Origin of the sequence: Kumtagia ephedrae, from assembly GCF_003012745.1 — a bacterium.
GTDB classification, from domain to species: Bacteria; Pseudomonadota; Alphaproteobacteria; order Rhizobiales; family Rhizobiaceae; genus Kumtagia; species Kumtagia ephedrae.
The window spans coordinates 40,034-65,407 of record NZ_PXYK01000030.1; the positions used below are offsets into that span (position 1 = coordinate 40,034).

General features: G+C 66.5%; 27 protein-coding genes and 1 tRNA gene. 13 read left to right on the plus strand and 15 right to left on the minus strand.

Annotated features, from left to right (window positions below):
* The first annotated feature begins 3 nt into the window (after positions 1 to 3).
* From C7I84_RS24305 to C7I84_RS24320, 4 genes are all read left to right on the plus strand, one after another.
* A complete protein-coding gene (locus C7I84_RS24305; protein ID WP_106774813.1) occupies positions 4 to 879 on the plus strand; it encodes an ABC transporter permease in 876 nt (291 codons plus the stop codon).
* Positions 869 to 2,497, plus strand: a complete 1,629-nt coding sequence (locus tag C7I84_RS24310; RefSeq protein WP_106774814.1) for an ABC transporter ATP-binding protein — start codon at positions 869 to 871, stop codon at positions 2,495 to 2,497. Before C7I84_RS24305 ends, C7I84_RS24310 begins: the two co-directional genes overlap by 11 nt.
* A gap of 90 nt (positions 2,498 to 2,587) precedes the next feature.
* Positions 2,588 to 2,965 (plus strand): type II toxin-antitoxin system RelE family toxin, encoded by a 378-nt coding sequence (locus tag C7I84_RS24315; protein WP_342587181.1) that lies wholly within the window; start codon positions 2,588 to 2,590, stop codon positions 2,963 to 2,965.
* Positions 2,966 to 2,976: 11 nt separating this feature from the next.
* A complete protein-coding gene (locus tag C7I84_RS24320) occupies positions 2,977 to 3,348 on the plus strand; it encodes a helix-turn-helix domain-containing protein (protein WP_106774816.1) in 372 nt (123 codons plus the stop codon).
* A gap of 122 nt (positions 3,349 to 3,470) precedes the next feature.
* On the opposite strand, the gene C7I84_RS24325 is transcribed toward C7I84_RS24320, so the two are convergent.
* From C7I84_RS24325 to betI, 8 genes are all read right to left on the minus strand, one after another.
* Positions 3,471 to 3,547: transfer RNA gene (locus tag C7I84_RS24325), tRNA-Pro, on the minus strand.
* A gap of 164 nt (positions 3,548 to 3,711) precedes the next feature.
* Positions 3,712 to 5,175, minus strand: a complete 1,464-nt coding sequence (betB, locus tag C7I84_RS24330; protein WP_106774817.1) for a betaine-aldehyde dehydrogenase — start codon at positions 5,173 to 5,175, stop codon at positions 3,712 to 3,714.
* Positions 5,172 to 5,699, minus strand: a complete 528-nt coding sequence (locus tag C7I84_RS29825) for a hypothetical protein (protein ID WP_133170151.1) — start codon at positions 5,697 to 5,699, stop codon at positions 5,172 to 5,174. The genes betB and C7I84_RS29825 overlap by 4 nt, the downstream gene beginning before the upstream one ends.
* A gap of 6 nt (positions 5,700 to 5,705) precedes the next feature.
* On the minus strand, positions 5,706 to 7,358 hold the full coding sequence (betA, locus tag C7I84_RS24340) for a choline dehydrogenase (protein WP_106774848.1): 1,653 nt from the start codon (positions 7,356 to 7,358) through the stop codon (positions 5,706 to 5,708).
* Positions 7,351 to 8,340, minus strand: a complete 990-nt coding sequence (locus C7I84_RS24345) for a threonine/serine dehydratase family protein (protein WP_106774819.1) — start codon at positions 8,338 to 8,340, stop codon at positions 7,351 to 7,353. Before C7I84_RS24345 ends, betA begins: the two co-directional genes overlap by 8 nt.
* Positions 8,337 to 8,978 (minus strand): glutathione S-transferase family protein, encoded by a 642-nt coding sequence (locus tag C7I84_RS24350; RefSeq protein ID WP_106774820.1) that lies wholly within the window; start codon positions 8,976 to 8,978, stop codon positions 8,337 to 8,339. Before C7I84_RS24350 ends, C7I84_RS24345 begins: the two co-directional genes overlap by 4 nt.
* Before the next feature lies 1 nt (position 8,979).
* The gene (gene betC, locus C7I84_RS24355) at positions 8,980 to 10,506 is read right to left on the minus strand and encodes a choline-sulfatase (protein WP_106774821.1); all 1,527 of its coding nucleotides are present in this window, start codon (positions 10,504 to 10,506) and stop codon (positions 8,980 to 8,982) included.
* On the minus strand, positions 10,503 to 11,090 hold the full coding sequence (gene betI / locus C7I84_RS24360) for a transcriptional regulator BetI (protein WP_106774822.1): 588 nt from the start codon (positions 11,088 to 11,090) through the stop codon (positions 10,503 to 10,505). Before betI ends, betC begins: the two co-directional genes overlap by 4 nt.
* A 202-nt stretch (positions 11,091 to 11,292) precedes the next feature.
* On the opposite strand from betI, the gene C7I84_RS24365 reads away from it, so the two are divergent.
* Entirely contained in the window at positions 11,293 to 12,459 is a 1,167-nt protein-coding gene (locus C7I84_RS24365) for an acetyl-CoA acetyltransferase (protein ID WP_106774849.1), read from the plus strand.
* On the plus strand, positions 12,456 to 13,199 hold the full coding sequence (locus C7I84_RS24370) for an SDR family NAD(P)-dependent oxidoreductase (protein ID WP_106774823.1): 744 nt from the start codon (positions 12,456 to 12,458) through the stop codon (positions 13,197 to 13,199). Before C7I84_RS24365 ends, C7I84_RS24370 begins: the two co-directional genes overlap by 4 nt.
* 573 nt (positions 13,200 to 13,772) lie before the next feature.
* Here C7I84_RS24370 and C7I84_RS24375 read toward each other — a convergent pair.
* The gene (locus tag C7I84_RS24375; RefSeq protein ID WP_106774850.1) at positions 13,773 to 14,558 is read right to left on the minus strand and encodes a DUF3750 domain-containing protein; all 786 of its coding nucleotides are present in this window, start codon (positions 14,556 to 14,558) and stop codon (positions 13,773 to 13,775) included.
* Positions 14,559 to 14,638: 80 nt separating this feature from the next.
* Between C7I84_RS24375 and C7I84_RS24380 the strand changes: the two genes are divergently transcribed.
* A complete protein-coding gene (locus C7I84_RS24380; protein ID WP_106774824.1) occupies positions 14,639 to 15,649 on the plus strand; it encodes an asparaginase in 1,011 nt (336 codons plus the stop codon).
* Between the two features lie 6 nt (positions 15,650 to 15,655).
* Here the strand turns inward: C7I84_RS24380 and C7I84_RS24385 are convergent, their stop codons facing one another.
* Complete coding sequence (locus tag C7I84_RS24385; RefSeq protein WP_106774825.1) at positions 15,656 to 17,035, minus strand: TIGR03808 family TAT-translocated repetitive protein; 1,380 nt, start codon at positions 17,033 to 17,035, stop codon at positions 15,656 to 15,658.
* Positions 17,036 to 17,141: 106 nt separating this feature from the next.
* On the opposite strand from C7I84_RS24385, the gene greA reads away from it, so the two are divergent.
* Positions 17,142 to 17,612 (plus strand): transcription elongation factor GreA, encoded by a 471-nt coding sequence (gene greA / locus C7I84_RS24390; RefSeq protein ID WP_106774826.1) that lies wholly within the window; start codon positions 17,142 to 17,144, stop codon positions 17,610 to 17,612.
* Between the two features lie 10 nt (positions 17,613 to 17,622).
* Here greA and C7I84_RS24395 read toward each other — a convergent pair whose 3' ends face one another.
* Both C7I84_RS24395 and C7I84_RS24400 read right to left on the minus strand, forming a co-directional pair.
* The gene (locus C7I84_RS24395) at positions 17,623 to 18,009 is read right to left on the minus strand and encodes a type II toxin-antitoxin system death-on-curing family toxin (protein WP_106774827.1); all 387 of its coding nucleotides are present in this window, start codon (positions 18,007 to 18,009) and stop codon (positions 17,623 to 17,625) included.
* On the minus strand, positions 18,006 to 18,236 hold the full coding sequence (locus C7I84_RS24400; protein WP_106774828.1) for an AbrB/MazE/SpoVT family DNA-binding domain-containing protein: 231 nt from the start codon (positions 18,234 to 18,236) through the stop codon (positions 18,006 to 18,008). Before C7I84_RS24400 ends, C7I84_RS24395 begins: the two co-directional genes overlap by 4 nt.
* 179 nt (positions 18,237 to 18,415) lie before the next feature.
* On the opposite strand from C7I84_RS24400, the gene C7I84_RS24405 reads away from it, so the two are divergent.
* From C7I84_RS24405 to C7I84_RS24420, 4 genes are read left to right on the plus strand one after another with little or no spacing between them, the layout of a single operon-like run.
* Positions 18,416 to 18,739, plus strand: a complete 324-nt coding sequence (locus C7I84_RS24405; protein ID WP_106774829.1) for an ArsR/SmtB family transcription factor — start codon at positions 18,416 to 18,418, stop codon at positions 18,737 to 18,739.
* Positions 18,736 to 19,140 carry an SRPBCC family protein gene (locus C7I84_RS24410; protein WP_106774830.1) on the plus strand — a complete coding sequence of 135 codons (405 nt, stop codon included), beginning with the start codon at positions 18,736 to 18,738 and terminating at the stop codon, positions 19,138 to 19,140. The genes C7I84_RS24405 and C7I84_RS24410 overlap by 4 nt, the downstream gene beginning before the upstream one ends.
* 39 nt (positions 19,141 to 19,179) lie before the next feature.
* Entirely contained in the window at positions 19,180 to 19,545 is a 366-nt protein-coding gene (locus C7I84_RS24415; protein WP_106774831.1) for a DoxX family protein, read from the plus strand.
* Between the two features lie 13 nt (positions 19,546 to 19,558).
* Positions 19,559 to 20,086, plus strand: coding sequence for a DUF1801 domain-containing protein (locus tag C7I84_RS24420; protein ID WP_106774832.1), 528 nt, complete (start codon positions 19,559 to 19,561; stop codon positions 20,084 to 20,086).
* 13 nt (positions 20,087 to 20,099) lie between these two features.
* Here C7I84_RS24420 and C7I84_RS24425 read toward each other — a convergent pair whose 3' ends face one another.
* Complete coding sequence (locus tag C7I84_RS24425) at positions 20,100 to 20,987, minus strand: arginase family protein (RefSeq protein WP_165816197.1); 888 nt, start codon at positions 20,985 to 20,987, stop codon at positions 20,100 to 20,102.
* Between the two features lie 129 nt (positions 20,988 to 21,116).
* On the opposite strand from C7I84_RS24425, the gene C7I84_RS24430 reads away from it, so the two are divergent.
* Complete coding sequence (locus C7I84_RS24430) at positions 21,117 to 21,578, plus strand: DUF1801 domain-containing protein (protein ID WP_106774834.1); 462 nt, start codon at positions 21,117 to 21,119, stop codon at positions 21,576 to 21,578.
* Between the two features lie 138 nt (positions 21,579 to 21,716).
* Here the strand turns inward: C7I84_RS24430 and scpA are convergent, their stop codons facing one another.
* Positions 21,717 to 23,837, minus strand: a complete 2,121-nt coding sequence (gene scpA / locus C7I84_RS24435) for a methylmalonyl-CoA mutase (RefSeq protein WP_106774835.1) — start codon at positions 23,835 to 23,837, stop codon at positions 21,717 to 21,719.
* Entirely contained in the window at positions 23,834 to 25,276 is a 1,443-nt protein-coding gene (locus C7I84_RS24440) for a methylmalonyl-CoA mutase family protein (protein ID WP_106774836.1), read from the minus strand. The genes scpA and C7I84_RS24440 overlap by 4 nt, the downstream gene beginning before the upstream one ends.
* Positions 25,277 to 25,374 lie beyond the last annotated feature (98 nt).

Sequence of the window (25,374 nt, forward strand, 5' to 3'; positions counted from 1 at the left end):
GCCATGTCCGATTCCGCGATTGTCACGCCTCCGGAAAGCCTGGTGCGCCGCAGCCTCAAGGGGCTGCGCGGCGCACCGCCCACGGCCATCGTCGGCCTTGTCATCGTGACCGCCTACATCCTCGTCGCCGCCCTGGCGCCCTGGATAGCGCCCTATGGCGAATACCAGGTGGTCTCGGACATGCCGTTCGCGCCGTGGAGCTCCGAAAACCTGCTCGGCACCGACCAGCTCGGGCGCGACTTCCTGACCCGCATCATCTACGGCGCCCGGAATTCCATCGGCATCGCCCTGGTGACGACGGTGCTGGCCTTCGCCATCGGCGGCTTCTTCGGCATCATGGCGGCGGCCTTGCGCGGCTGGGCCGACCAGATCCTCAGCCGCTTCGTCGACGCGGTCATGTCGATCCCGGACCTGATCCTCACCTTGATGCTGCTGGCGATCTTCGGCCCGGCGGTGGTGAACCTCATCCTGATCATCGCCGTGCTCGATTCCACCCGCATCTTCCGCATCTCGCGGGCGGCGGCGATGAACGTGGTGACGCTCGACTTCGTCGAGGCGGCATCGGCGCGCGGCGAGGGGCTCACCTGGCGCATCGTGCACGAGATCCTGCCCAACATCCTGCCGATCCTCATCTCCGAATTCGGCATGCGCTTCTGCTTCGTCTTCCTGATGATCGCCGCGCTGTCCTTCCTCGGCGTCGGACTGCAGCCGCCGATGGCGGAGTGGGGATCGATGGTCCGCGACAACGCCGCGCTGATCAACATGGGCGACATCACGCCGCTCATCCCGGCGGGCGCGATCGCTCTGCTCACCGTCGGCGTCAACTTCGTCGCCGACTGGTTCCTCGGCAAATCGAGCGGTCTCGCCGATGACGAATGAGCTTTCAGTCGTGGCAGCCGGCGACACCGTGCTCTCGATCTCCGACCTGAGGATCGAGGCGCGGGTCAAGGACGAGTGGCTGGAGATCGTCAAGGGCGTCAGCCTGACCTTGCGCCGCGGCGAGGTGCTGGGGCTGGTCGGCGAATCCGGGGCGGGCAAGTCCACCATCGGCCTTGCTGCGCTCGGCTATTTCCGCGCCGGCTGCCGCCTCGCCGGCGGCAGCGTGCGCTTCGGCGGGACCGACCTGCTCGCCATGCCCGAGAGCCGGCGCCGCGCGCTCCGCGGCACGAAAATAGCCTATGTGGCGCAAAGCGCGGCCGCGTCCTTCAACCCCGCCAAGCGGCTGATGGACCAGATCGTCGAGGCGGCGGTGACCCGCGGCGGCATGCCGAGGCGCGACGCAGCGGCCAGGGCGGTGGCGCTGTTCCGCTCGCTGCAGCTGCCGGACCCGGAGCGCTTCGGCGACCGCTACCCGCATCAGGTGTCCGGCGGTCAGTTGCAGCGGGCGATGACAGCGATGGCGATGATCTGCCAGCCCGACCTGATCGTCTTCGACGAGCCGACCACGGCGCTCGACGTCACCACGCAGGTCGAGGTGCTGCTGTCGATCCGCAAGGCGATCCAGGAGCATGGCGTCGCCGTGCTCTACATCTCGCACGATCTCGCCATCGTCGCACAGATGGCGCACCGCGTCATGGTGCTGCGCTACGGCGAGGCGGTGGAGGAAGCGCCGATCGCGTCGATCATCGACGCGCCGAGACATCCCTATACGAAGTCGCTGTGGGCCGTGCGCAATCTGCAGGGAGCCAGCCACGCAGCCACGGGCGACGACCTCTTGCGCGTCGAGCAGATTTCGGCCTCGTACGGCACCTTCAAGGCCCTGGACGGCATCGATCTCGCGGTGGGGCGCGGCCAGACCGTCGCCCTCGTCGGCGAATCCGGCTCCGGGAAGTCGACGCTCGGCCGGGTGATCGCCGGACTCCTGCCGCCGGACGGTGGAACGCTCCGCTTTGACGGAGCCGTCCTGCCGCCCGTCGTGCGCAAGCGCGGCAAGGACATGCTGCGCCGCGTCCAGATCATCTACCAGTCGGCGGATACGGCGCTCAACCCGCGCCACAGCGTCCGCAAGATCCTCGGCCGGCCGCTCGCCTTCTTCCATGGCCTTTCCGGCGCGCAACGGGAAAGACGCGTCCTCGAACTGCTGCGCATGGTGGAGCTGGAGGAGAGCTACGCCGACCGGCTTCCGGCGCAATTGTCCGGCGGGCAGCGGCAGCGGGTGGCGATCGCCCGCGCGCTGGCGGCCGAGCCGGAACTGATCATCTGCGACGAGATCACCTCGGCGCTCGACCAGATCGTCCAGGCCGGCATCCTGACCATGCTGGCGGATTTGCAGCGGCGCCTCGGCGTGTCCTACCTGTTCATCACCCACGACATCGAGGTCGTCCGGGCGATTGCCGACCGCGTCGTGGTGCTGAACAAGGGGCGGATCGTCGACCAGGGCGCCAAGGCGGACGTCCTGTCTCCGCCCTTCCAGGACTATACGCGCCTGCTGCTCGAATCCGTGCCGGAGATGACGCCCGACTGGCTCGACCGGCTTGTCGAAAGGCGGGCGGCATAGCGGCCTGCTTGGAACCCCGGCAAATCCGGACTTTTTATGGGCCATGGACGACGTTTGTTCCGTTCATGGCCGACGAACGGTACGGCAGCAGTGAGCGCACTGCTTGCCGACACATCGGAAGGCTTCGGCGGCCGCCTTTTAGTCGGCTTACGCGATTCGCTGATTGCAAACTTTATCTTGTATTTAGTTCGCAAACCGCTATCTCTTGGAGAGATGAAGGAGATTGCGTACAGCAAAGCCGCTCTCAAGGCCCTGATGCGCATGCCGGCGAATACGGCGGCGCTCATCCGATCCAAGATTGAGCAATATGCCCGCGAGCCGGAAACCCTTGCCAATAATGTCAAGACGCTGGCGGGCATGGATGGAGTCCTGCGGCTGAGGGTCGGCGACTGGCGGGTGGTCTTCACCGAGACGGGCGACGTCGTCGCCATTATCAGGGTCGCGCCGCGCGGCGGCGCCTACGAATAGGAAGACGCAACATGGCTGAACAGATCATCGTTACCCCTGGTGGGGAGCGGCTTGTCGTCCTGCCGGAGGCCGAATTTCGCGCGCTGCGCGAGGCGGCCGAAGATCGCGAGGATGCCGAGGCCGTCCGCACCTTCCGCGACCGGCTGGCGGCCGGAGCAGAGGAGCTTGTTCCAGCCGAGATCGTGAATCGGCTCCTCGACGGCGAGAACAAGGTGCGCGTCTGGCGTTCCTATCGCGGGCTCTCGGCGCGCGAGCTCGCCGAGAAGTCCAGCCTCAGCGCACCCTATATTTCCGAGATCGAGAGCGGCAAGAAGGAGGGCAGCCTGTCGGCGATGAAGAAGATCGCGGACGCCCTCGATGTCGACCTGGATGACATCGCGTAAAAGGTGCGACGATCTCGCCCGTTCATGCGGTGGTCGACGGCCGAGGTCCTGCGGGACGTCGGGTGCCGTTTGAGTTTCAGGTGGGATGACATACTGGCCGAATCCCAACCACTCGATTTTTCTGGTCGGAGTGGCAGGATTCGAACCTGCGACCCCATCGTCCCGAACGATGTGCGCTACCAGGCTGCGCTACACTCCGCGACCAGACGGGCGGCTTATAACCGTCGCCGGCAAAAGCCGCAAGCGGGAAACGACCGGTTCGCAGCGGTTTCCCAAGGCCGATTCAAAAACTGCGGAAACGGCCGCAACAGGCTGAATTTCCGCAGGTTTCCGTCAGGACGGGGAGCCCGGCGCGCCAGCCCCTCAGTAGGGGCTGGCGACGTCTCCGGTCTCCACATAGACCGACTTCACCTGCGAATAATGGCGCAGCGCCTCCAGCGCGTTCTCGCGGCCGATGCCCGACTGCTTGTAGCCGCCGAAGGGCACCTCCACCGGCGTCAGGTTGTAGGCGTTGATCCAGCAGGTGCCGGCCTGCAGCTCGGCGACGACGCGATGGGCGCGCGGCAGGTCGCGGGTGAAGACGCCGGCGGCGAGCCCGAATTCGGTGTCGTTGGCGCGCGTCACCACCTCGTCCTCGTCGTCGAAGGAGAGCACCGTCATCACCGGGCCGAAAATCTCCTCGCGGGCGATGCGCATGGAATCGGTCACGTCGGTGAAGATGGTAGGCTCGACGAAGCAGCCGCCTTCAAAACCCTGCAGCGACGGCACGCCGCCGCCATGGCGCAGCGTTGCGCCTTCGTCCCTGCCGATGGCGATGTAGCCCAGCACCTTGTCGTGCTGCGCCTTGCTCACCAGCGGCCCCATCTGCGTCTCCGGGTCGAGCGGATCGCCGATCCGGATCGTCTTCGTACGCTCGACCAGCCGCTCGACGAAGCGGTCGTGCAGGCCCTTCTGAACGAAGACGCGCGTGCCGTTGGAGCAGACCTGGCCGGTCGAATAGAAATTGCCGAGCATGGCACCGCCGACGGCGTTTTCCAGGTCGGCGTCGTCGAAGACGATCAGCGGCGACTTGCCGCCGAGCTCCATGGTGGCGTGCTTCATCAGCGAGCCGGCGAGCGACAGCACCTTCCTGCCGGTCGGCACCGAGCCGGTCATCGATACTTTTGCGACCGCCTCGTGGGAGGCCAGCGCCGCGCCGACATCGCCAAAACCCTGAACGACGTTGAAGATGCCGTCCGGCAGGCCGGCCTCGGTGTAGATCTCGGCAAGCGCCAGTGCCGAGAGCGGCGTGTTCTCCGAGGGCTTGAACACCATGGCGTTGCCCATGGCGAGTGCCGGCGCCGACTTCCAGCCGGCGACCTGGATCGGGTAGTTCCAGGCGCCGATGCCGACGCAGACGCCGAGCGGCTCGCGGCGCGTATAGGCGAAGGGACCGCCGAGATCGGTGTAGTCCCCGCCGAAAGCCGCCACCGCGCCACCGAAATATTCGAGCGCGTCGGCGGCGGAGGCGGCGTCCGCCACCAGCGTCTCCTGGATCGCCTTGCCGGTGTCGAGCGTCTCCAGCCGCGCCAGCTCGGCGTTGCGCTCGCGCAGCAGGTCGGCGGCGCGGCGCAGGATGCGGCCGCGCTCTACCGGCTTCAGCCGCGCCCAGGCGGGCTGCGCGGCGCGCGCCGCCTCGACGGCGAGCTCGACCGTGTTGGATGTCGCCGCATGCAGCATGGCGATGGTCTCGCCGGTGGCGGGATAGGTCACCGGCAGGGCCGGGCCCTGCTCGTCCTCGACGTGGCGGCCATTGATGTAGTGCGAGGCTTTCGGCTGGGCTTTCATATTTCCTCTGCGTCGGGGCTGGTGGGGCCAATTTGCTCAGAGAGGCGCAACGCGAGAGCCGTCAGTTGTTCCGCCCATTTCGTAACCCTCGCCATTTCTTCCAAAGGAATTGCGTCAAACGCTAGGTGGCCGTCTGAGAATCGTTCAAATGCAGCGAAAAGAACGTACTCCGGATCCTTCTCCCATATGCCAACGCACCGAGAATGGACAATCCGGTTGCGCACGAACGAATTCCTCTCAAGGTTTTTCTTTAGCTTCTTGAAGAACATTGAGGCGGACTTTCCAGAAGAATTGTCTGGAAAATTGCGTCTAAGTCTCGCCGGCTTGTCAGAAGTTGGCATCTTGCCAAATTCACCTGCGGCAACGTCAAGCTCGGTGTCTTCAGTAGCGGCTAGGAGTATTCCCAAAGCGCCGTCAAGCGTTCCCCAAGCCAGTACGACGTCCAGAATGGCATCACGGTGTCGCTGTTCCAAATCCGGAAGGATTTCATCGGGTTGCGGCGTGACCTGGCTCTTGGCTCCCATTTGCCCTCACCGGTCGCTCTCGCGCCAGCGCGGATTGTACCACGGCTGCTGGTTGGAGGGCGGCAGCGGCCCGCGGCCGAGGATGTGGTCGGCGGCTTTCTCGCCGGTCATGATCGACGGCGCGTTGAGGTTGCCGTTGGTGACACGCGGGAAGATCGAGGAATCGGCGACGCGCAGGCCGTCTACGCCTATGACCCGGCATTCGGGGTCGACGACGCTCGTCAGGTCGTCGGCGCGGCCCATGCGGCAGGTGCCGCAGGGATGGTAGGCGCTCTCGGCGTGCTCGCGGATGAAGGCATCGAGTTCGTCGTCGCTCTGCACATGCGATCCCGGCGACAGTTCGGCGCCGCGATAGGCCTGGAAGGCGGGCTGGCCGAAGATTTCGCGGGTCAGCCGGATGCAGTGGCGGAAATCGGCCCAGTCCTCGGCGTGCGACATGTAGTTGAAGCGGATCACCGGCTTCGCCCGGGGATCGGGCGAGCGCAGGCTGACGGTGCCGCGCGACTTCGAGCGCATCGGCCCGACATGCGCCTGAAAACCGTGCGACTTAGCGGCCGACTTGCCGTCATAGCGGATCGCCGCCGGCAGGAAGTGGAACTGGATGTCGGGATAGTCGACGCCCGCCCTGGAGCGCACGAACGCTGCCGCCTCGAAATGGTTGGTGGCGCCGAGGCCGGTCTTGAAGAACAGCCATTCGGCGCCGATCATCGCCTTTGAGAAGGGGTTCAGCACCGAATAGAGCGTGACCGGCTGCGTTGCTTCCTGCTGGATGTAGAGCTCGAGGTGATCCTGCAAATTGGCGCCGACGCCCGGGCGGTCCGCCACCACCTCGATGCCGTTGGCCCTGAGCTGCGCGGCCGGGCCGATGCCGGACAGCATCAGCAGCTTCGGCGAGTTGATCGAGGAGGCCGCGACGATCACTTCGCGGCGGGCGCGGATGGTTAGGATCCGCTTTCCCGTCTCGATCTCGACGCCTACGGCGCGGTGGTTCTCGATGACAATTTTTCGCGCGAAGCCTTTGACGAGACTCACGTTCTGCCGCTTCAGCGCGGGCCGCAGATAGGCGTTGGCGGCGGACCAGCGGCGGCCGCGATGGATGGTCTGCTCCATCGCGCCGAAACCTTCCTGCTTGGAGCCGTTGTAGTCGTCGGTGAGTTCGAAGCCGGCCTGCGCCCCCGCCTCGACGAAGGCGGCATAGAGCGGGTTCTTGCGGGCGCCGCGCTGCACATGGAGCGGACCGTCGGTGCCGCGCCAGCCGTCCTCGCCGCCGCGCACGTTCTCCATGCGCTTGAAATAGGGCAGCACGTCGGCATAACCCCAGCCGGTGGCGCCCGTTTCGGCCCAGTGGTCGAAGTCGCCGGCATGGCCGCGCACATAGACCATGCCGTTGATGGAGGAGGAGCCGCCCAGAACCTTGCCGCGCGGCGTGGCGAGCACGCGGCCGCCGAGATGCGGCTCCGGCTCGCTGGCAAAACCCCAGTCGTAGAGGCTCATATTCATCGGGAAGGACAGCGCCGACGGCATCTGGATAAGCGGGCCGATGTCGGTGCCGCCAAATTCGATGACGATGACGGAGTGCTTTCCGTCCTCCGAAAGGCGATAGGCCATGGCCGAGCCGGCCGAGCCCGAGCCGACGATGACGAAATCCGCCTCAGGCATCGGCGACATGCCTCATGAAGTCGGCGAGCGAGACGTTGCCGCCGCTGGCGATGACGAGCACCGTCTTGCCGCTGACGTCGACGGCGCCCGACAGCAGGCCGGCGAGCGAGGCCGCGCCCGACGGCTCCAGCACTAGCTTCAGCCGCTCGAAGGCGATCCTCATCGCGGCACGCACGGCGTTGTCGCTGACAGTCATGCCCCGTACCCCGGCCGCCTGCACGGCCGCGAAGGGCGCCACGCCCGGCCGCCGCGCCATCAGCCCGTCGCAGATCGACGGCGCCACCAGCGGCATGGTCTCGATCCCGCCATGGGCGATCGAATTGCCCATGCCGTTGAAACCCTCGGGCTCGACGCCGTGGATCGCGGTACGCGGCGAGAGATAGTGGAAGGCGAGCGACACGCCGCCGATCAGCCCGCCGCCGCCGACCGGGCAGAACAGGATGTCCACCCGAGCGTCGCGCGCGGAAAGCTGGTCGAGGGCCTCCAGCCCCGCGCCGCCCTGGCCGGCGACGATCTCGGGATCGTCGAAAGGATGGAGAAGCACGAGGTTCTCGTCGGCCGCGATCTGCCGGGCGCGCTCGGAAGCGACTTCCTCCCGCGGCCGCTGGCCGTGGTCGGTGACGACCACCGTGGCGCCGTAGCCGGCGGTGGCGTCGCGCTTGGCGGCCGGCGCGTCGATCGGCATGACGATGGTGACGGGAATGCCGAGCGCCTGGCCGGCGGCGGCGAGCCCCTGCGCGAAATTGCCGGAGGAATAGGCGACGACGCCGCGCTTCGCCTCCTCGGGCGAAAGCTGCTTCAGCCGCCAATAGGCGCCGCGCACCTTGAAGGAGCCGGCCCATTGCAGCGATTCCGGCTTGACGAAGACGCGCGCCGCGCCGGTGCGGCTGGCCAGCGCCGCCGATTCCAGCATCGGCGTGACCTGCGTGGCCTTCGACGTCGCCGCGTAGGCGCGCCTGAGATGGTCGAGATCGGGGATCATTTCGCCCTCAGACTGTCGTAGGAGACCATGACGTGCTCGGCATAGGCCGGCCTTGCGGTGAGCCGCTCGTAGTAGGCGCGCAGGTTGGGCGTGTCGGCGCGTTCGAAATCGAGCGTGTAATAGCGGTAGAGCGGCGCCCCCACCACCATGTCGGCGAAGCAGACATCCTCGCCGCCGAGATAGGCGCCCTCGGCCAGCCGGGCGTCGAGCATGGCGGCGAGCGTCTTCAGCCGCTTCTCCGCAGCCGCGATCGCCGCCAGGTCGCGCTTGGCCTCGGGCACGGCGATCGACGGCCAGAAGATGCCGGTGAGGAAGGCCGGGCCGAAGCTGGTCTTGATCCACTCCGCCCATTTGTCGACCGTGGCGCGCGCCGTGGGCGAGACCGGCCAGAACTGTCCGTCGCCATAACCGGCGCCGAGATAGCGCACGATCGCCGCGCTCTCCCACAGGAACGGGCCGTCGCCGTCGCGCAGCACCGGCACCAGCCCATTGGGGTTCATGGCGAGGAAGTCCGGCGTGTCGTTGCCGCCGAAGGCGCCGCCCACGTCGTGGCGCTCGCAGGCAAGGCCGAGTTCGGCCAGTGCCCATATGACGGTCTGCACGTTGACGGAGGTGGCTCTGCCCCAGACGGTGATCATCTCACTCTCCTCGCGGGAAACGCTTGCTCTCTTCGAGCACGTTGAGATCCATGTGGTTGCGCATGTAGCGCTCGGACGCCTTTTGCAGCGGCTGGAATTCCCAGGGGTAGTAGGCGCCGTTGCGCAGGGCCGGATAGACCACCCAGCGCCGCGCCTGGCTCTCGCGCACGGCGGCGTCGAAGGCCGCCATGTCCCAGCGGGCGCGCACCTTGGCCATGAAACCCTCGACCAGCGCCGCATTGGCCGGGTCGGCGGCGAGGTTCTTTAGCTCGAGCGGATCCGATTCAAGATCAAACAGTTGCGGCGGGTCGATCTCGCAATGCACGAACTTGTAGCGGCCCTCGCGGATGGCCACCAGCGGCGCCTGCGAGCCCTCGGCGGCATATTCCATCAGCACCGGCGTCGTACGCGGCTGCCCTTGCATCAGCGGAACCAGCGTTTCGCCGTCGGTCCACGGGCGGATGGCGCCGATGTCGATGCCGGCGAGGTCGCAGAGCGTCGGCGCGATGTCGAGATTGGAGACCGGCGTCTCGACCAGGCCGGCCGGAATGCCCCTGCCGGCGATCATCAGCGGCACCCGCGCCGAGCCGTCGAAGAAGTTCATCTTGAACCACAGGCCGCGCTCGCCGAGCATGTCGCCATGGTCGGAACAGAACACGACGACGGTGTCGCCGAGCATGCGCGTCGCTTCGAGCACGCCGAGAATCTCGCCGACCTTCTCGTCGATGTAGGAGATCGAGGCGAAATAGCCGCGCCGTGAGCGGCGGATGTCTTCCGCCGTGATGTCGAAGCTGCCGTAGTCGCTGGCGTCGTAGAGGCGCTGCGAATGCGGATCCTGCTTTTCCCGCGCGATGAAGGGGACGGCCGGATCGAGCGCCGGGCAGTCCTCGTAGAGGTCCCAGTGCTTGCGCCGTGCCACATAGGGGTCGTGCGGATGCGTGAAGGAGACCGTGAGGCACCACGGCCGGCGCTCCGCGTCGTCGCAATGCCGGGCATGGTCGTAAAGCTTCTGGATCGCGTGGAAGGCGACCTCATCGTCATATTCGAGCTGGTTGGTGATCTCGGCGACGCCCGCACCGGTAACCGAGCCGAGATTGTGGTACCACCAGTCGATGCGCTCGCCGGGTTTTCTGTAGTCCGGCGTCCAGCCGAAATCGGCGGGATAGATGTCGGTCGTCAGCCGCTCCTCGAAGCCGTGCAGCTGGTCCGGGCCGACGAAATGCATTTTTCCGGAGAGGCAGGTCGAATAGCCGGCGGCGCGCAGGTGATGCGCGAAGGTGGGGACCGACGAGGCGAACTCGGCGGCATTGTCGTAGACGCCGGTGCGCGACGGCAGCTGGCCGCTCATGAAGGCGGCGCGGCCCGGCGCGCATAGCGGCGAGGCGGTATAGTTGTTTCTAAAGCGCGCGGAACGGCTTGCCAGCGCCTCCAGATTCGGTGCGTGAAGGAAATCCGCCGGGCCGTCCGGAAACAGCGTGCCGGCAAGCTGGTCGACCATCAGGATGAGGATGTTGGGACGCCGGGTCATGCGCTGCACTGCTTCAGCTTGGTCTCGACATAGTCCTCGACCAGCGCCGTGGCGCTGATCGGGTGCGGAAGGCCGTCGCGCAGGGCGCGGCGAATGTAGAGCCCGTCGATCATGGCTGCGATGGTTTCGGCCATGCGCTCGGCCTCGCGGCGCCCGGTGAGAGGCACGAGCCCGCTCATCAGGTTGGAGTAGAGCCGGCGGCTGTAGACGCGCAGCAACCGGCGCAGCGGCGTCGACTTCTGCGCCTCCCCATAGAAGGCAAGCCAGGCGTGCACGGTCTCCTGGCGGAACTGGCTGACGGAGAGGTTGACGCGCACCACCGCGGAGATGCGCTCGCGCGGCGTGCGGGTCTTGGCCAGCGCCGCCACCGTGTCGCGGCCGAGATCGGCGAGCAGGTGCCGCATCGTCGCCTGCAGCAGGTCCTCCTTGGCGCCGAAATAATGGTGGGCGAGCGCCGACGACACGCCGGCGCGGCCGGCGATGTCGGACATGGTGACGTCGAGCGTGCCCCGGTCGCTGATCGCCGAGATCGCGGCATCGATGAGGGCACGCCGGCGCAGCGGCTCCATTCCGAGCTTGGGCATTGGTCTTCTCCTGCGGCGAATTTATTTTTTATTGACGGGTCAATCAACAAAAATCGGCTGACCTGTTTCGGTTACCCAAGCGGCACCGAACAACCACTTCCATCTTTACCGCACTGCAAAAGCCGTTCATGATTGAACAGATTTGACGGCGTTGGAATTCCGCCGTTTTTGGCGCAACATGCACTACTCAGAGGAGGTCGCCATGACCGCATGCATCGTCGGCTGGGCGCATTCGCGTTTCGGCAAGCTGGAGGGCGAGACGCTCGAGGGCCTGATCACCAAGGTGGCCGCCGAGGCGCTCGAGCATGCCGGCATCGGCCCGCAGGACGTCGGCGAGATCGTGCTCGGGCATTTCAATGCGGGCTTCTCGCCGCAGGATTTTACTGCGAGCCTCGTCCTGCAGACCGACGACCGGCTGCGCTTCAAGCCGGCGACGCGCGTCGAGAACGCCTGCGCCACCGGTTCCGCGGCGGTGCGGCAGGGCATCCGGGCGGTCGAGGTCGGAGCGGCGAAGTTCGTCCTGGTCGTCGGCGCCGAGCAGATGACCACCACGCCTGGCCCTCAGGTTCAGCAGAATCTGATCCGTGCCTCCTATATGCCGGAGGAGGGCGACATTCCCGCGGGCTTCGCCGGCCAGTTCGGAAAGATCGCCGCGGCCTATTTCCAGCGACATGGCGACCAGTCGGACGCGCTTGCCGCGATCGCCGCGAAGAACCACAGGAACGGCGTCGACAATCCTTATGCCCATATGCGCAGGGATTTCGGCTACGAATTCTGCCGCCAGGAGAGCGACAAGAACCCGTTCGTCGCCGGGCCGCTGAAGCGCACCGACTGCTCGCTGGTGTCGGACGGCGCGGCAGCCCTGGTGTTGACCGACGCGACCACGGCGCTCTCAATGCGCCGCGCCGTCGCCTTCCGCGCCAACGAGCACGTGCAGGACTTCCTGCCGATGTCGAAGCGCGACATTCTTCTCTTCGAGGGCTGCGAGGAGGCGTGGACGCGGGCGCTGAAATCGGCCGGGGTGACGCTCGACGATCTCTCCTTCGTCGAGACGCATGACTGCTTCACCATCGCCGAGCTGATCGAATACGAGGCGATGGGTTTGGCGCCTCGCGGCCAGGGCGCCAAGGTCGCGCTGGAGGGCCAGACGGAGAAGGGCGGCCGGCTGCCCGTCAACCCGTCGGGCGGGCTGAAGGCCAAAGGCCATCCGATCGGCGCCACCGGCGTATCGATGCATGTGCTGACCTCCATGCAGCTCACCGGCGAGGCCGGCGGCATCCAGGTGAAGGACGCAAAGCTCGGCGGCATCTTCAACATGGGCGGTGCCGCGGTCGCCAATTACGTCTCCATCCTCGACCGCATCAGATGAAGCACTCGGCCGTCGTGACCGGTGGCGCCTCGGGGATCGGCATGGCCGTGGTGAAGCGGCTGCTGGACGAGGGCTGGCCGGTCGCGCTGGTCGATGCCGACGAGGCGGCGCTGGCGACGGCCGAAGAAGCTTTTTCAGACGAGAACGCGGTCTTCCTGGCCGCCGACGTGACCGACGAGGACGAGGTGGCGGAGGCTTTCGATGCGGTCATCGACCGCCTCGGCCTGATCGGCGGCCTGGTCAATTCGGCCGCCATCATCAGCGATCTTTCGGTGGAGGAGACCAGCGCCGAGCTGTTCCGCCAGATCCTCGATGTCAACCTGGTCGGTTCCTTCATTGCCGCCAAGGCGGCGCTGGAGCGCATGGGCGCCAGCCTGTCGATCGTCAACATCGCCTCGGTGTCCGGCCTGCGCGCCAATGCCGGCCGGGTCGCCTATGGCGCGTCGAAGGCCGGCGTGAAGCTGATGTCGGAGGTGATGGCCACCGAATACGGCCATCGCGGCGTGCGGGTGAACTGCGTCGCGCCGGGCCCGATCGAGAGCCCGATGACGGCGCGCCTGCACGGCGCGGAGCAGCGCCGGCTGTGGCTGCGCCATGTCCCGCAGGGCCGCTACGGCGAGCCGGAGGAAGTGGCCGCCGCCGTCGCCTTCCTGCTGTCGCCGGAGGCAAGCTACGTCAACGGCCACACGCTGGTGGTCGACGGCGGATTTCTGCCGACGGGGATCGTCGGCGACAGGTGAGATTGCCGCAACGGCTTCGCCGCCAACCTGAAGCCGTGGACGAGGGCGCTTGGCACCCAATCCCTGGGGATGAAAAATCCGCAGCCGAGAATATTTTCCGGCCTGTTCAGTTGCTTACAGCCGTGGCCGCGAAAATCCCGGCCTTTTTATCCCCCACATCTCCGCCTCCCTTATCCTTGCCGGCAGTTCCTCCCGCGGGAACGCCGGTCGCGACGGTGGTTTGGTGGGGAGGGACCGGCGCCTCCGGTGCGGGAAGACGTAGCCCGCGCCCGGGGAGGCCCGTCCGAAGGTTCCTCCTCTGCAACTATGTGCGGGGCGCACTGGACGAGTGCTGCGGCATGGCCAGCCGAGGCGACGCAAGAAGCCGGAGCCGGAGCTATAGCGAAGCGGAACGGGATGGTGCCCGAAATCGCCGGCGGGGCGCGCAGGCCGCGCCATGTTTTTACTAAAGAGGCTCGGCCCAGCGCCCCGCTTCCCGACTTTTCCCTCCGAGGCAGGGAGCGCTCTTTGAACAATGGCCAGACTGCGAAGGCAGGGCGTGGCGAGGATGGAGGCTGGATGCGTGAGACAGTATCATTCGGCTGTGTCGCCGTCGCCGCCCGTGGCCGCCTGTGCCACGCCGGAAAGTGACACCGTCCCGAAGGCCGGTATCTTCAGCCCCGGTTCGGTGATGTCCACTCCCGCGACCAGGCCGAGGAAATGCATCTCCAGCCCGCTGGTGATGCCTGCGGAAAAGCCGAGATAGCCGCCGAGCGTCGCGTGCAGATCGCGGGTTCCCGGCAACCAGGCGACCGACGCGAATCCCGGCGCGAAATCGCGGCCGGTAGCGTTGGACGGCATTTTCGCGCCGAGCTCGGGCACGGCGGCAAGGACGTGGGCGACGAAGCTGTTGGAGTTCGGGCCGGGCCAGATTCGATAGTCTCCGGGCCTGCCATAAGGATAGGCGGCGATCGCCGCCTCGACCTTGGGGATCAGCCGCTCGGCCTCGCCGCCGGAAATCTTGCGCACGACGGTGGGCAGGTTCGAATACCAGCGCGCATCGGCGGGGTAGCCGTTGCGGCGCACCGGCGAGCCCCAGCCGACCTTGTCGTAGCGCTGGTAGGAGGATGCCCCGGCCGCCTTGGTGACGATCCAGCTATGGACGGAAAGCGCGCCCTTCAGCCCGCCGGTTCGCGCCGCCATCACATAGATCGCGGCTTCCGGGTCGTCTTGCGGCTCGGCCAGCAGGCCGGAGGAGGACCAGTCGGCGTCGCGCCACGAGCTGGGATGCTCGCCCAATTGCCACCAGGCGATCGCCGCCAGAGCCGGTGCCACGAAGACGACGAGCAGGAACAGAAACAGGCGCTTGACCAGCCGCATCTGGCGGAACCTCGACATTTGGGGCAAGGATGGACAGGGCGCCCGCCCGCCGAAATGAGACGATTGAAGATGGTGAAATCGTGACCGATCCGGTGCTGGTCGAGGTGCTGCGCTGCGGCCATGTCGAGAGCGCGCATCGCGGCGCCGTCGCAGTGGTCGATGCCGACGGCAGGACGGTGCTGGAGATCGGCGACGTCGGCCAGCCTGTGTTCCCGCGCTCGGCGGTGAAGGCGATCCAGGCGTTGCCGCTGGTGGAAAGCGGCGCTGCCGACGCCTGCGGCTTCGGCGACCGGGAACTGGCGCTGGCCTGCGCCTCGCATGGCGGCGAGCCCGCCCATGTCGAGTTGGCTGCGGCCATGCTCGCCAGCGCCGGTCTCGACGAGGCGGATCTGGAGTGCGGCGTCCACTGGCCGAGCCATTTCGAGTCGAGCCTCGCTTTGGCACGCTCGCGTGGCGAGCCCGGCGGTCTGCACAACAACTGCTCCGGCAAGCATGCCGGCTTCCTCTGCACCTGCCGCCATCTCGGCGTCGATCATCGCGGCTATGTGGCGGCCGACCACCGCTCGCAGCAGCTGGTGCGCGAGGCGATGCAGGCGGTGACCGGCGCCGGGCATGGCGAGGAGAACGGCGCCACCGACGGCTGCTCCATTCCGACCTATGCCGTGCCGCTGAAAAGCCTGGCGCTCGGCTTCGCCCGCATGGCGACAGGGCAGGGGCTTGCTCCGGCGCGCGCCCGGGCGGCGAAGCGGCTGCTGGCTGCCTGCATGGCCGAACCGTTCTTCGTCGCCGGGACCGGCCGCGCCGACACCAGGCTGATGCAGGCGGCGCCCGGAAAAATCTTCGTCAAGGTCGGCGCTGAAGGTGTCTTCTGCGCCGCCCTGCCGGAACTCGGCTGCGGCATCGCCCTGAAATGCCTCGACGGCGGCGAGCGCGGCGCCGCCGCCATGGTCGCCGCGGTGCTGGCCCGGCTGCTTGGTGGCCATGACGCCGACCTTGCCGGAAGGCTGATGGCGATGGCGCATCCGCCGGTGCTGAGCCGCAAGGGCGCGACGGTGGGCCTGGTCCGCCCGGCCGCGGCGTTGACGGGGTAGCGCCCGTCAGCTCACGTGGTTGCGCTCGACGGTGAGATGGCCGTAGCCGCTGCCCGTCTCGGCCATGTCGCCGGTGACCGCCTCGCTCCAGCGGAAGCCGACCACCGCGCCGGCGGGTGCGGCTTCGACGACGTTGTCGGCGATGACCGCCGGCCCGCAACCCTCGACCACGCTGACGGCGATGCCGGTATGGCTGTTGCGGATGACGTTGCTGGTCGCCGAGACGTTGCGCATGTAGGGCCCCCAGCCGATCTTGATGCCGTAGAGCGGAGCCTCCTCGACGACATTGCCGGTGACGGTGGTGTCGGCCTCCACCGTGATGCCTACCCCGAAGCCGGGCGGGTCGGCCGGGTAGGGGCCGGCGGTGACGAGATTGCGCACGATGTTGCCGCTGACGATCGCCATGCGGCCGCCCTCGTTGTAGTTCACGACGGAGATGCCGTTTGCCGCCCCGTTGACGACATTGCCGCCGATCACCGCGCCCTCGAAGGCGAATTCGGCATAGATGGCGGTCTCGCCGCTGCGCACGCACGTATTGTTGGCGATCTGGATATCGCCGCTGCTGTTGGCGCGGATCGCCGAGAAGGCGCAGTCCACGATCGAATTGTTGGCGATCATGACATGGTCGGCACGGAAGGCGTTGATGCCGTTGCCGTAGGGCCCGGTGCCGCCCCTGCGCGCAGCGATGCGCTCGACGCGATTGTTCGTCACCATGGTGAAATCGTCGGCCGCCTGCCAGCGATGGACCAGGATACCGCCATTGGCGCAGTCGGTGACGCTGTTGCCGGCGATCGACAGCCGTCCGGCCTCGACCGAATAGATACCGGATTCCCCGGCTCCCGAGATGGTCGTCCGCTCGATGCGGCCGGACACGCCTTCGAGTGCCAGGCCGTTGCTGCCGCTGCCGAGGATCTGGCAATCGTCGACGACGAGATGACTGATGCGGCGCAGATCGACGAGACCATGCGCGTACTCGCCGATCCAGCGGTTGGCGCCGTCGAGCACGAGGCCGGACAGTTCGATGTGGTCGCCGTGCTCGGCCAGAAGCAGATGGCCGTCGCCGCCATAGAGGATGCGGGTGGCGCCAGGCACGCCGGTGAGCCGCAGGCGGCGCGGCAAGGTGATGTTGGAGACGACATAGGTGCCGGGCGGCAGGAAGATCGGGGCGTCGCTGGTTTCCGCCTTCCGCAGGAGCTTCGCGAAAGCCTTGCTCTGGTCGTCCAGGGCACCCGGCGCGATACCGGACTCGGCGGCGTTGATGGCGCCGCGCAGGTGCGCCGTCTCGATCCCCGCCGGCGGGCGCTGCACCGCCGCCGCCGGCAGCGACAGCGCCGCGGTGGCTGCAAGCCCGGCCGAGCCCGCCAGAAAGTGGCGTCTGTTCAACATCGGCACACCCTGTCTGCCTTTTGGGTGGGAGGAGCACGAAACGTGCCACCGGCCGGTTGTCCTCGAATGGCTTGCCGGCTACCGGCCGAAGGCATAGATTTGGTCGATGAGCAGGGCGTTCACACGCGAAGACGACAACGAGGCCATCGCCGACATCGGCGAGCGGCCGGTGAGTCAGCACCGCAACCTCGTCACCGAAAAAGGCCTGGCGCACATCGAGAAGGAACTTGCCCGCCTGAGGGAAGAGCTCGGCGAGGCCGAGCGCTCGTCCAACCGCGAGCGCATTGCGCTGGTGTCGCGCGACCTGCGCTACTGGACGTCCCGCCGCGAGACGGCGGAGGTTTCCGTGCCCGAGCCGGGGTCCGATGTGGTGCGCTTCGGCATGACGGTGACGCTGCTCGGAGAGGACGGCAAGCGGCACACCTGGAGGATCGTTGGCGAGGACGAGGCCGACGCCGCGCAGGGATCGATCAGCCACGTCTCGCCGATGGCCCAGGCGCTGTTCGGCAAGGGTGTCGGCGACGAGGCGAGCGTCAACGGCAAGGAATTCGAGATCGTCGGGATGAAGGCAGGCTGAGACGGCAGCCTCAGCCTTCAAGCGCAACCGTGTGATCCCTGAAGAAGGCGGCGGCGCCGTCCTCGTCGATGTCGCCGGCGGCGACCATCAGGACGAAGTGGATAAGGTCTTCATCCCCGGCCTGCAGCTCAAGTCCGTTGAAGAAGAGAAACGTATCGGCTGCCGCCAACGCGGTACGCTTGTTGCCGTCCACGAACGGGTGGTTCTTGGCGATGCCGAAAAGATAGGCGGCGGCCAGTTCGCACAAGTCGGGGTCGCCATAGGCCTGTTTTTGCAGCGGCCGATTGAGCGCGGAATCCAGCATGCCTTCGTCGCGCACGCCGGCAGCTCCGCCATGCAGGCGCAATTGCTCGGCATGCAGGGCGAGAATGAAGTCGAGCGAATGGAACTCGGTCATTTCGCCAGCGCGCGATAGACCTTTTCGTATTTCTTCATGCGATCGCGTGCGACCGCCATCTTGCGCTCGAATTCCTCCGCCGAATCCTCGACGCGGCGCAGGCGAAGCTCATCGCCCTCCTGCACGATCAGGACATTGTCACCGGCCTGCAGGTTGAGTTTTGTGAGCAGTTCCTTCGGCAGGATCACGCCCTCGGAATTGCCGATCTTGCGAATGACGGTGTTCATGGGGACCTCCATGTTATAACGGCATGTATAACATGGAGCGGGGCCTGTTGCAACGGATGTGACAACGGTCACGCCAAGCCAGCCGGTAATCGGTGGCGGCTTCCCAATGCCGGTTGACGATCCATATCCCGGCGGTTATTGATCAATCCCATAGCCCAAGAGTTATCAATCAAGGAAAAATGCCGGACGCGCAGGACATGCTGTTCAGAACGCTCGCCGATCCGACGCGGCGGGCCATTTTCGAGCGCCTGTGCCGCGAAGGCGAGCAGACGGTCGGCGCGCTGACGGCGCGGGCCGGCGTCTCGCAGCCGGCCGTCTCGAAACATCTCGGCGTGCTGAAGCAGGCCGGGCTGGTGCGCGACCGCCACAATGGCCGCCAGACCCACTACAGTGCGCAGACCGGTGCGCTCGCCCCGCTGACCGATTGGGCGAACGAGATGACCGGCTTCTGGCAGAGCAAGTTCGACCAGCTCGAAAACCTGCTCGACAGGATGGACCAATGAAGCAATCAGAACCGCGCTCCGTCGTCGTCGAGCGGGAAATCCCGCATCCGCCGGAAAGGATCTGGCGCGCGCTGACGCAGTCGCACCTGATCGAGGAGTGGCTGATGAAGACCGATTTCAGGCCGGAGGAGGGCAGCCGTTTCAATCTCAGCGCCGCCTGGGGCGCCGTGGACGGCGAGGTTCTGGCGGTCGAGCCGAACAGGACGCTATCCTATACCTGGGACACCAAGGACCTCAGGAGCGTCATCACCTGGACGCTTACACCGACGCCCACGGGCACGGTTCTGCGCATGGAGCAGTCGGGTTTTCGGCCGGACCAGCAGTCCTACTACCGCGGCGCGATCGCCGGATGGCAGCGCTTCTTCGCCAATCTGGAGCAGGTGCTGGCGCGGCTGGACTGAACGTAAGCCGCGGCACTTCATCGCGAGCCGGGAGGTAACATGAATATTCTCTTGTGGGTTCTTCAAATCCTGCTCGCCCTGCATACCGTGACGGGCGCGGTCTGGAAGTTCTCCAATTCCGCGCAGACCGTGCCTTCCTTGAGCGCGATCCCGCACGGTGCCTGGCTGACGATGAGCGTCCTTGAGCTCATCTGCGCCCTGGGCCTGGTTCTCCCGGCATTCTACAAACCCCTGGCCATGCTGGTTCCGATCGCAGCGGCGCTGATAGCCGCGGAGATGCTGCTGTTTTGCGCCTTGCACATCTATTCAGGCGACCCGAATTTCGGTCCTATGATCTATTGGCTGGTTGTGGCTGCCCTATGTGCCTTCATCGCCTATGGCAGGCTCGTGCTAAGACCTCTTTGAGAGGCAGCCGACCATGACCCGCAAGACCGATCCCACGACGCCCAAGCGCCCGTCGCGCGCCGTTGGCAAGAAACCGGCTCCGGAAAAGCCGAAGGCGCCGGGCAAGCCTTCCGCGGCTGCCGCGGGCAAGACGGCGGGCGCCCAGCCGGTGCTGCTTTCGGGCGGCAATCCGCAGATCCCGAAAGGTTATGGCGATGCGCCCGTGCGGGCCTACATCGCCGCCATGCCGGGCTGGAAAAGCGAGGTCGGGCGCCGCCTCGATGCGATCATCGAGCGCACGGTTCCCAATGTGCGCAAGGCGGTGAAATGGAATTCGCCCTTCTACGGCGTCGAGGACGATCTCTGGTTCGCCAGCTTTCACGTCTTCGCCAAATACGTGAAGGTGACGTTCTTCCGCGGCACGTCGCTGGATCCGGTGCCGCCCGGCGCGTCAAAGCATCCGGAGGTGCGCTATCTCGACATTTATGAGGACCAGCTCGACGAGTCCCAATTCGCCGACTGGGTGAGGCAGGCGAGCGAGTTGCCCGGCGAAAAACTGTGAGATGGTTTCCGAGCTAGCCAAGGGCGTCCGCAAGCACCTCATTAAAGCGCGCGAACGCAGCGGCCTCTTCCGGCGCATGGTCCGGATTGACCTCGGTGATCGTCAAACAGCGCCATTGCGGCAAGGCGGCCAGCCGCTTCAGGACGAAGCCGGCTTGTTCCAGACTGAGACCGTCGCAACGGCGCACATTCTCCGCGATCGGAAAATCGACGAAGGCGAGGACGTCGGCGTCGAAGTGAACGAGCACGCAGTCGAAATGTGCCGCCCATCCGGCAGCACGCGCTACCGCCGCCTCGATGTCGCTGACAGCTTCATCGCGCGATATGAGCTCGATCGCGTGTTCCTTGATCGCTGCCGCTTCCGGCGGCGTGATGTTCTCGACGCCGAAATAGAGGATCTGCGCGGGCGCGAGCATCGGACCAGTGCCGCCGAGACCGGCAAGCGAAGCCTCGCATCCGGGAAGGCCGAGCATGTGGGCGACGCCGGTCCAGTCGAGGGCGCCGTCGCTGGTGCCGGGCGTGTTGAGATCGGCGTCGAAGTCGATGTAGACGAGCCCGATCCGAACGCCGGCCGCGCGCGCACCGGCGACCGTTCCCAACTCCACGGTGCAATCGCCGCCAAGGACGAGCACGTCCTCCCGAGCAGCTATCGCCACCGTCACACGGTTTGCAACCGCTTGGCAAGCGTGGCGCACTGCCTCCAGGTTCATGGCGTTCGGCCGCGAAAAATCCGGCCGCCATCGGAACGAGGCCACGTCGCCATGATCCCGGATGGTTCTGCCCCGGCTTGCCAGCGACGCCGCCAGCCCGTGCCGCCGGAAGGCCGCGGGGGCTCGTTCCTGGCCCGGCGCATAGGCGCCGGCGCTGGTGGCGGCGCCGATGATGTTCAGCAAACGCGCCAAGCAGACGCTCCATTTCGAACGATCCCTGCTACAAATGCCTCAAGCGAGAGGAAGGTTTCGTCCGCGACGTCGAGAAGCCGTCGCGACGGCAGGCGCTGGAATGCACGAAGAGCCGGAGGAGTTTGTACGATGAAGAACGCGGCAACGACCATGACGGCGGACGCCTCGAAGGTCGCGGAAGGCGGAGCTTCGCCCGCCCAGCTGATCGATGCGCGCATCGAGCAGCTGGGCGGTTGGCGAGGCGAGATGCTCGCCCGGGTGCGGACGCTGATCAAGCAGGCGGACCCCGAAATGGTCGAGGAGGTGAAGTGGCGAAAGCCGTCAAACTTGCTGGGCGTTCCGGTGTGGGAGCACGATGGCATCGTCTGCACCGGCGAGACCTACAAGGACAAGGTGAAGCTGACCTTCGCCCACGGCGCCTCGCTGGACGATCCTGCAGGCCTCTTCAATTCCAGCCTCGAAGGCAACACCCGCCGCGCCATCGACCTTCATGACGGTGAAAGCATCAACGAAGAGGCTTTCAAGGCACTCGTTCGCGCTGCCGTGGCGCTGAACAGCAGCCGCTCGGGGAAGAAGCCGAAGAGCGATTGAACGAGCCGGCAGGGGAGGCGAAGCGGGTCGGGCCTGGCAAATATTGGAAGGCAGCTGAGCCGTCGACGCGACAATGCATGCGCGCGCAACACTACGAGACGGCAGGCACGGTGGTCGACGGTGCCCGCCGTGTTCGGCTCAGGTCGCCAGTCTGTCGAGCAGGCGCTCCGCGGCCTCCGGGATCACCGTTCCCGGCGGAAAGATTTCCGTGGCGCCGGCCTGGCGGACGGCATCGAAGTCCTGAGGCGGAATGACGCCGCCGGCGACGACGAGGATGTCGTCGCGGCCGAGCTTTTTCAGCGCCGCCTTGAGCTCGGGGATGAGGGTGAGGTGGCCGGCGGCGAGCGACGAGGCGCCGACGATATGCACGTCGTGCTCGGCGGCCAGTTTTGCGATCTCTTCCGGCGTCTGGAACATCGAGCCGACGGTGACGTCGAAGCCGAGATCGGCGAAGGCGGTGGCGATCACCTTCTGGCCGCGGTCGTGCCCGTCCTGGCCCATCTTGGCGACGAGGATGCGCGGTCTGGCGCCGGTGGCCTTCTCGAAGGCCAAAACCTTTTCCTGGATGCGGTCGACGACGGCATTCTCGCCGATCGCCTCGCGGTAGACGCCGGAGATGGTCTGTACCTCCGCGACATGGCGGCCGAACGCCTTTTCCAGCGCCAGTGAAATCTCTCCGACCGTCGCTTTCGCCCGAGCCGCCTTGATGGCGAAGTCGAGCAGGTTGCCGTTTTCGCGCGCTGCGGCGGTGAGCTGGTCGAGCGCGGTCTCGACGGCGGCGACGTCGCGCGTGCCCTTGAGCTGCTGCAGTTTCGACAATTGCCGCGCCCGCACCTCGGCATTGTCGATCTTGAGCACGTTGACCGCGATATCCTTCTCGGGGCGGAAGGCATTGACGCCGACCAGAAGCTGCTCGCCGGAATCGATGCGCGCCTGCGTGCGGGCCGCCGCCTCCTCGATGCGCAGCTTGGGGATGCCCTTTTCCACGGCCGCCGCCATGCCGCCGAGGGATTCCACCTCGGCGATGTGCGCGAGCGCCTTGTTGGCGAGATCATGCGTCAGCCGTTCGACGAAGGCCGAGCCGCCCCACGGGTCGATGAAGCGGGTGGTGCCGGATTCCTTCTGCAGGATGAGCTGTGTGTTGCGGGCGATGCGCGCCGAATGGTCGGTCGGCAGGGCCAGCGCCTCGTCGAAGGAGTTGGTGTGCAGCGACTGTGTGTGGCCCTGCGTCGCCGCCATCGCCTCGATCATGGTGCGCATGATGTTGTTGTAGGGGTCCTGCGCCGTCAGCGACCAGCCCGAGGTCTGGCAGTGGGTGCGCAGGGACAGGGAGCGCTGGTCTTTTGGAGCGAAATTCTTCTGCATCAGCGCCGCCCAGATCAGCCGCGCCGCCCGCATCTTGGCGACTTCCATGAAAAAATTCATGCCGATCGCCCAGAAGAAGGACAGGCGCGGCGCGAATTTGTCGATGTCGAGCCCGGCGGCGACGCCTGCGCGCGCATATTCGATGCCATCGGCGATGGTGTAGGCGAGCTCCAGGTCGGCGGTCGCCCCGGCCTCCTGCATGTGGTAGCCGGAGATCGAGATGGAGTTGAACTTCGGCATGTTGGCCGAGGTGTAGGAAAAGATGTCCGACACGATCCGCATCGAGGGTTTCGGCGGATAGATGTAGGTGTTGCGGACCATGAACTCCTTCAGAATGTCGTTCTGGATGGTGCCGGCAAGATCCTTCTGGGCGACGCCCTGTTCCTCGGCCGCCACGATGTAGAGCGCCATGACCGGCAGCACCGCGCCGTTCATGGTCATCGACACGGTCATCTCGCCAAGCGGGATCTGGTCGAAGAGCTGGCGCATGTCGAGGATGGAATCGATCGCCACGCCGGCCATGCCGACATCGCCGGCGACGCGCGGATGGTCGCTGTCGTAGCCGCGGTGGGTGGCGAGATCGAAGGCAACCGACAGGCCTTTCTGGCCGGCGGCGAGATTGCGGCGGTAGAAGGCGTTGGACTCCTCGGCCGTCGAGAAGCCGGCATATTGGCGGATCGTCCAGGGCTGCTGGACGTACATGGTCGGGTAGGGGCCGCGGATGAACGGGGCGATGCCCGGGAACGTGTCGAGCGTCTCGAGGTCGGCGAGGTCGGTTTCGCCGTAGAAGCGCTTGATCACCAGGCCTTCCGGCGTTTCCCAGAGCGCTCTGTCGCGGGCAGGGGCGAGGGTAGCCGGCCGCTGCCAGCCGATGCTCGAAAAGTCGGGTATCATGCCTTTGCGCCGATCAACTCGTCGATGCGGGCCGATTCCAGCCTCGGGCAGAATACCGTGCCGTCGGTCGGCAGCGGCCGCCGGTCGGCGGAAAGCGTCTCGATCGGCAACTCGATCTTTATCGGGAACAGCGTCGTGCCGACGATGCCGCGTTTTCCGGACCTGTAGTCGGCGGCGCGGCGGTCCCGCGCTTCCATGACACGCGTCTGGAGCTGACCGGCCGCCAGGCTGCGCAGCAGGCCGCCTTCCTTTTCGATGCGTTGGAATTCCGTCCAGCCCGCTTCGGCAAGCGCCTCGGTCAAGGCCTCCACGCTGCCCGAGCCGGCGACCGGATCGGCGACGAAGTCGACATGGCTTTCGGCGGCGAGCACCAGTTGCGTGTTGCGCGCGACCCGCCGTGCGAAGGCCTCCGGCAATCCATGCGCGATGGTGTGGGGCAGCACCGAGATCGAATCGGCGCCGCCGACACCGGCGGCGAAGGCGGCCAGCGTCGAGCGCAGGATGTTGGTCTCGGGGTCGAGCGCCGTCGCCATGCGATAGGAGGTTTCGGCATGGATCACCGCCCGCGACGGCTTGATCGATACCACTTCCTGTGCGCGCTGCCACAACAGTCGCAATGCCCGAATCTTGGCGATCGACAGGAACTGGTCCTGGTCGACGCAAAGCGCGAAGCCGATATAGGGCGCCGCGTAGACCAGCGCCTGGCGGGCGTCCTGGAACAGCCTGAGATGAGCGACGGCGCCGGCGAGCATGGCGCCGAGTTCCTGCGCTTCGGTTGCCCCTGCGTTGTGATAGACGCGGCCATCGGCCTCGAGCAGGATGCCGGGAACGCCCATGGCGAAGAAATGCGCCAGCGACTGCGGCATTGAAGCCTGCAGCGCCTCGATCGACATGCGCAGCCGGCCGGTGCCGGCGAAGGTGGCGGCCGAATCGATGCCGAAGGAGATGCCGAGCTTCGCCGGATCGGCGCGGCGCCTGGTCAGGAAGGCGACGAGGCGGTCGGCCATGGCGCGGCTCGACGGATGCGCGTCGATCCTGAGATGCACCTTGTCGAGCTGCACGCCGTCGAGCACCCGCTCCAGCGTGTCGGCCTCGTCCGGAAGGCCATAGCCGAAGGCGTTGGGCGCGCCCTCGAACACCAGGGCAAGGCCGGTCGCGCCGTTGCCGATGTCCTCCAGCGCCTGGCGGTTGGCGCGCTTCGGATCGGTGTCGTCGCAGCGCTGCACGATGAGCCAGGACGAGGCGGGCTTGCGGCGCGACAGCGGCACAGCGTCGCCGCGCCGCGCCGCCAGCGGGTCGAGCGCGATGCCGTCGTCGCTGCGCCCCACCATCACGTCATCGAAGGCGGCGCCTGCAAGCGCCTTTTCCACCAGTGCCAGCCATCGCGTCCGGTCGGCCTCCGGGAAGGCGGATTCGCTGATCAGTCGATCGACGTCCATCTTCGTTACTCCTCCACTCGGGACACGGGCGAAGCGGGTATCCGGTCGGCATCGACGGAACCCGAAGGGGTCAAGTACCGATTGCCAAACACGAACTC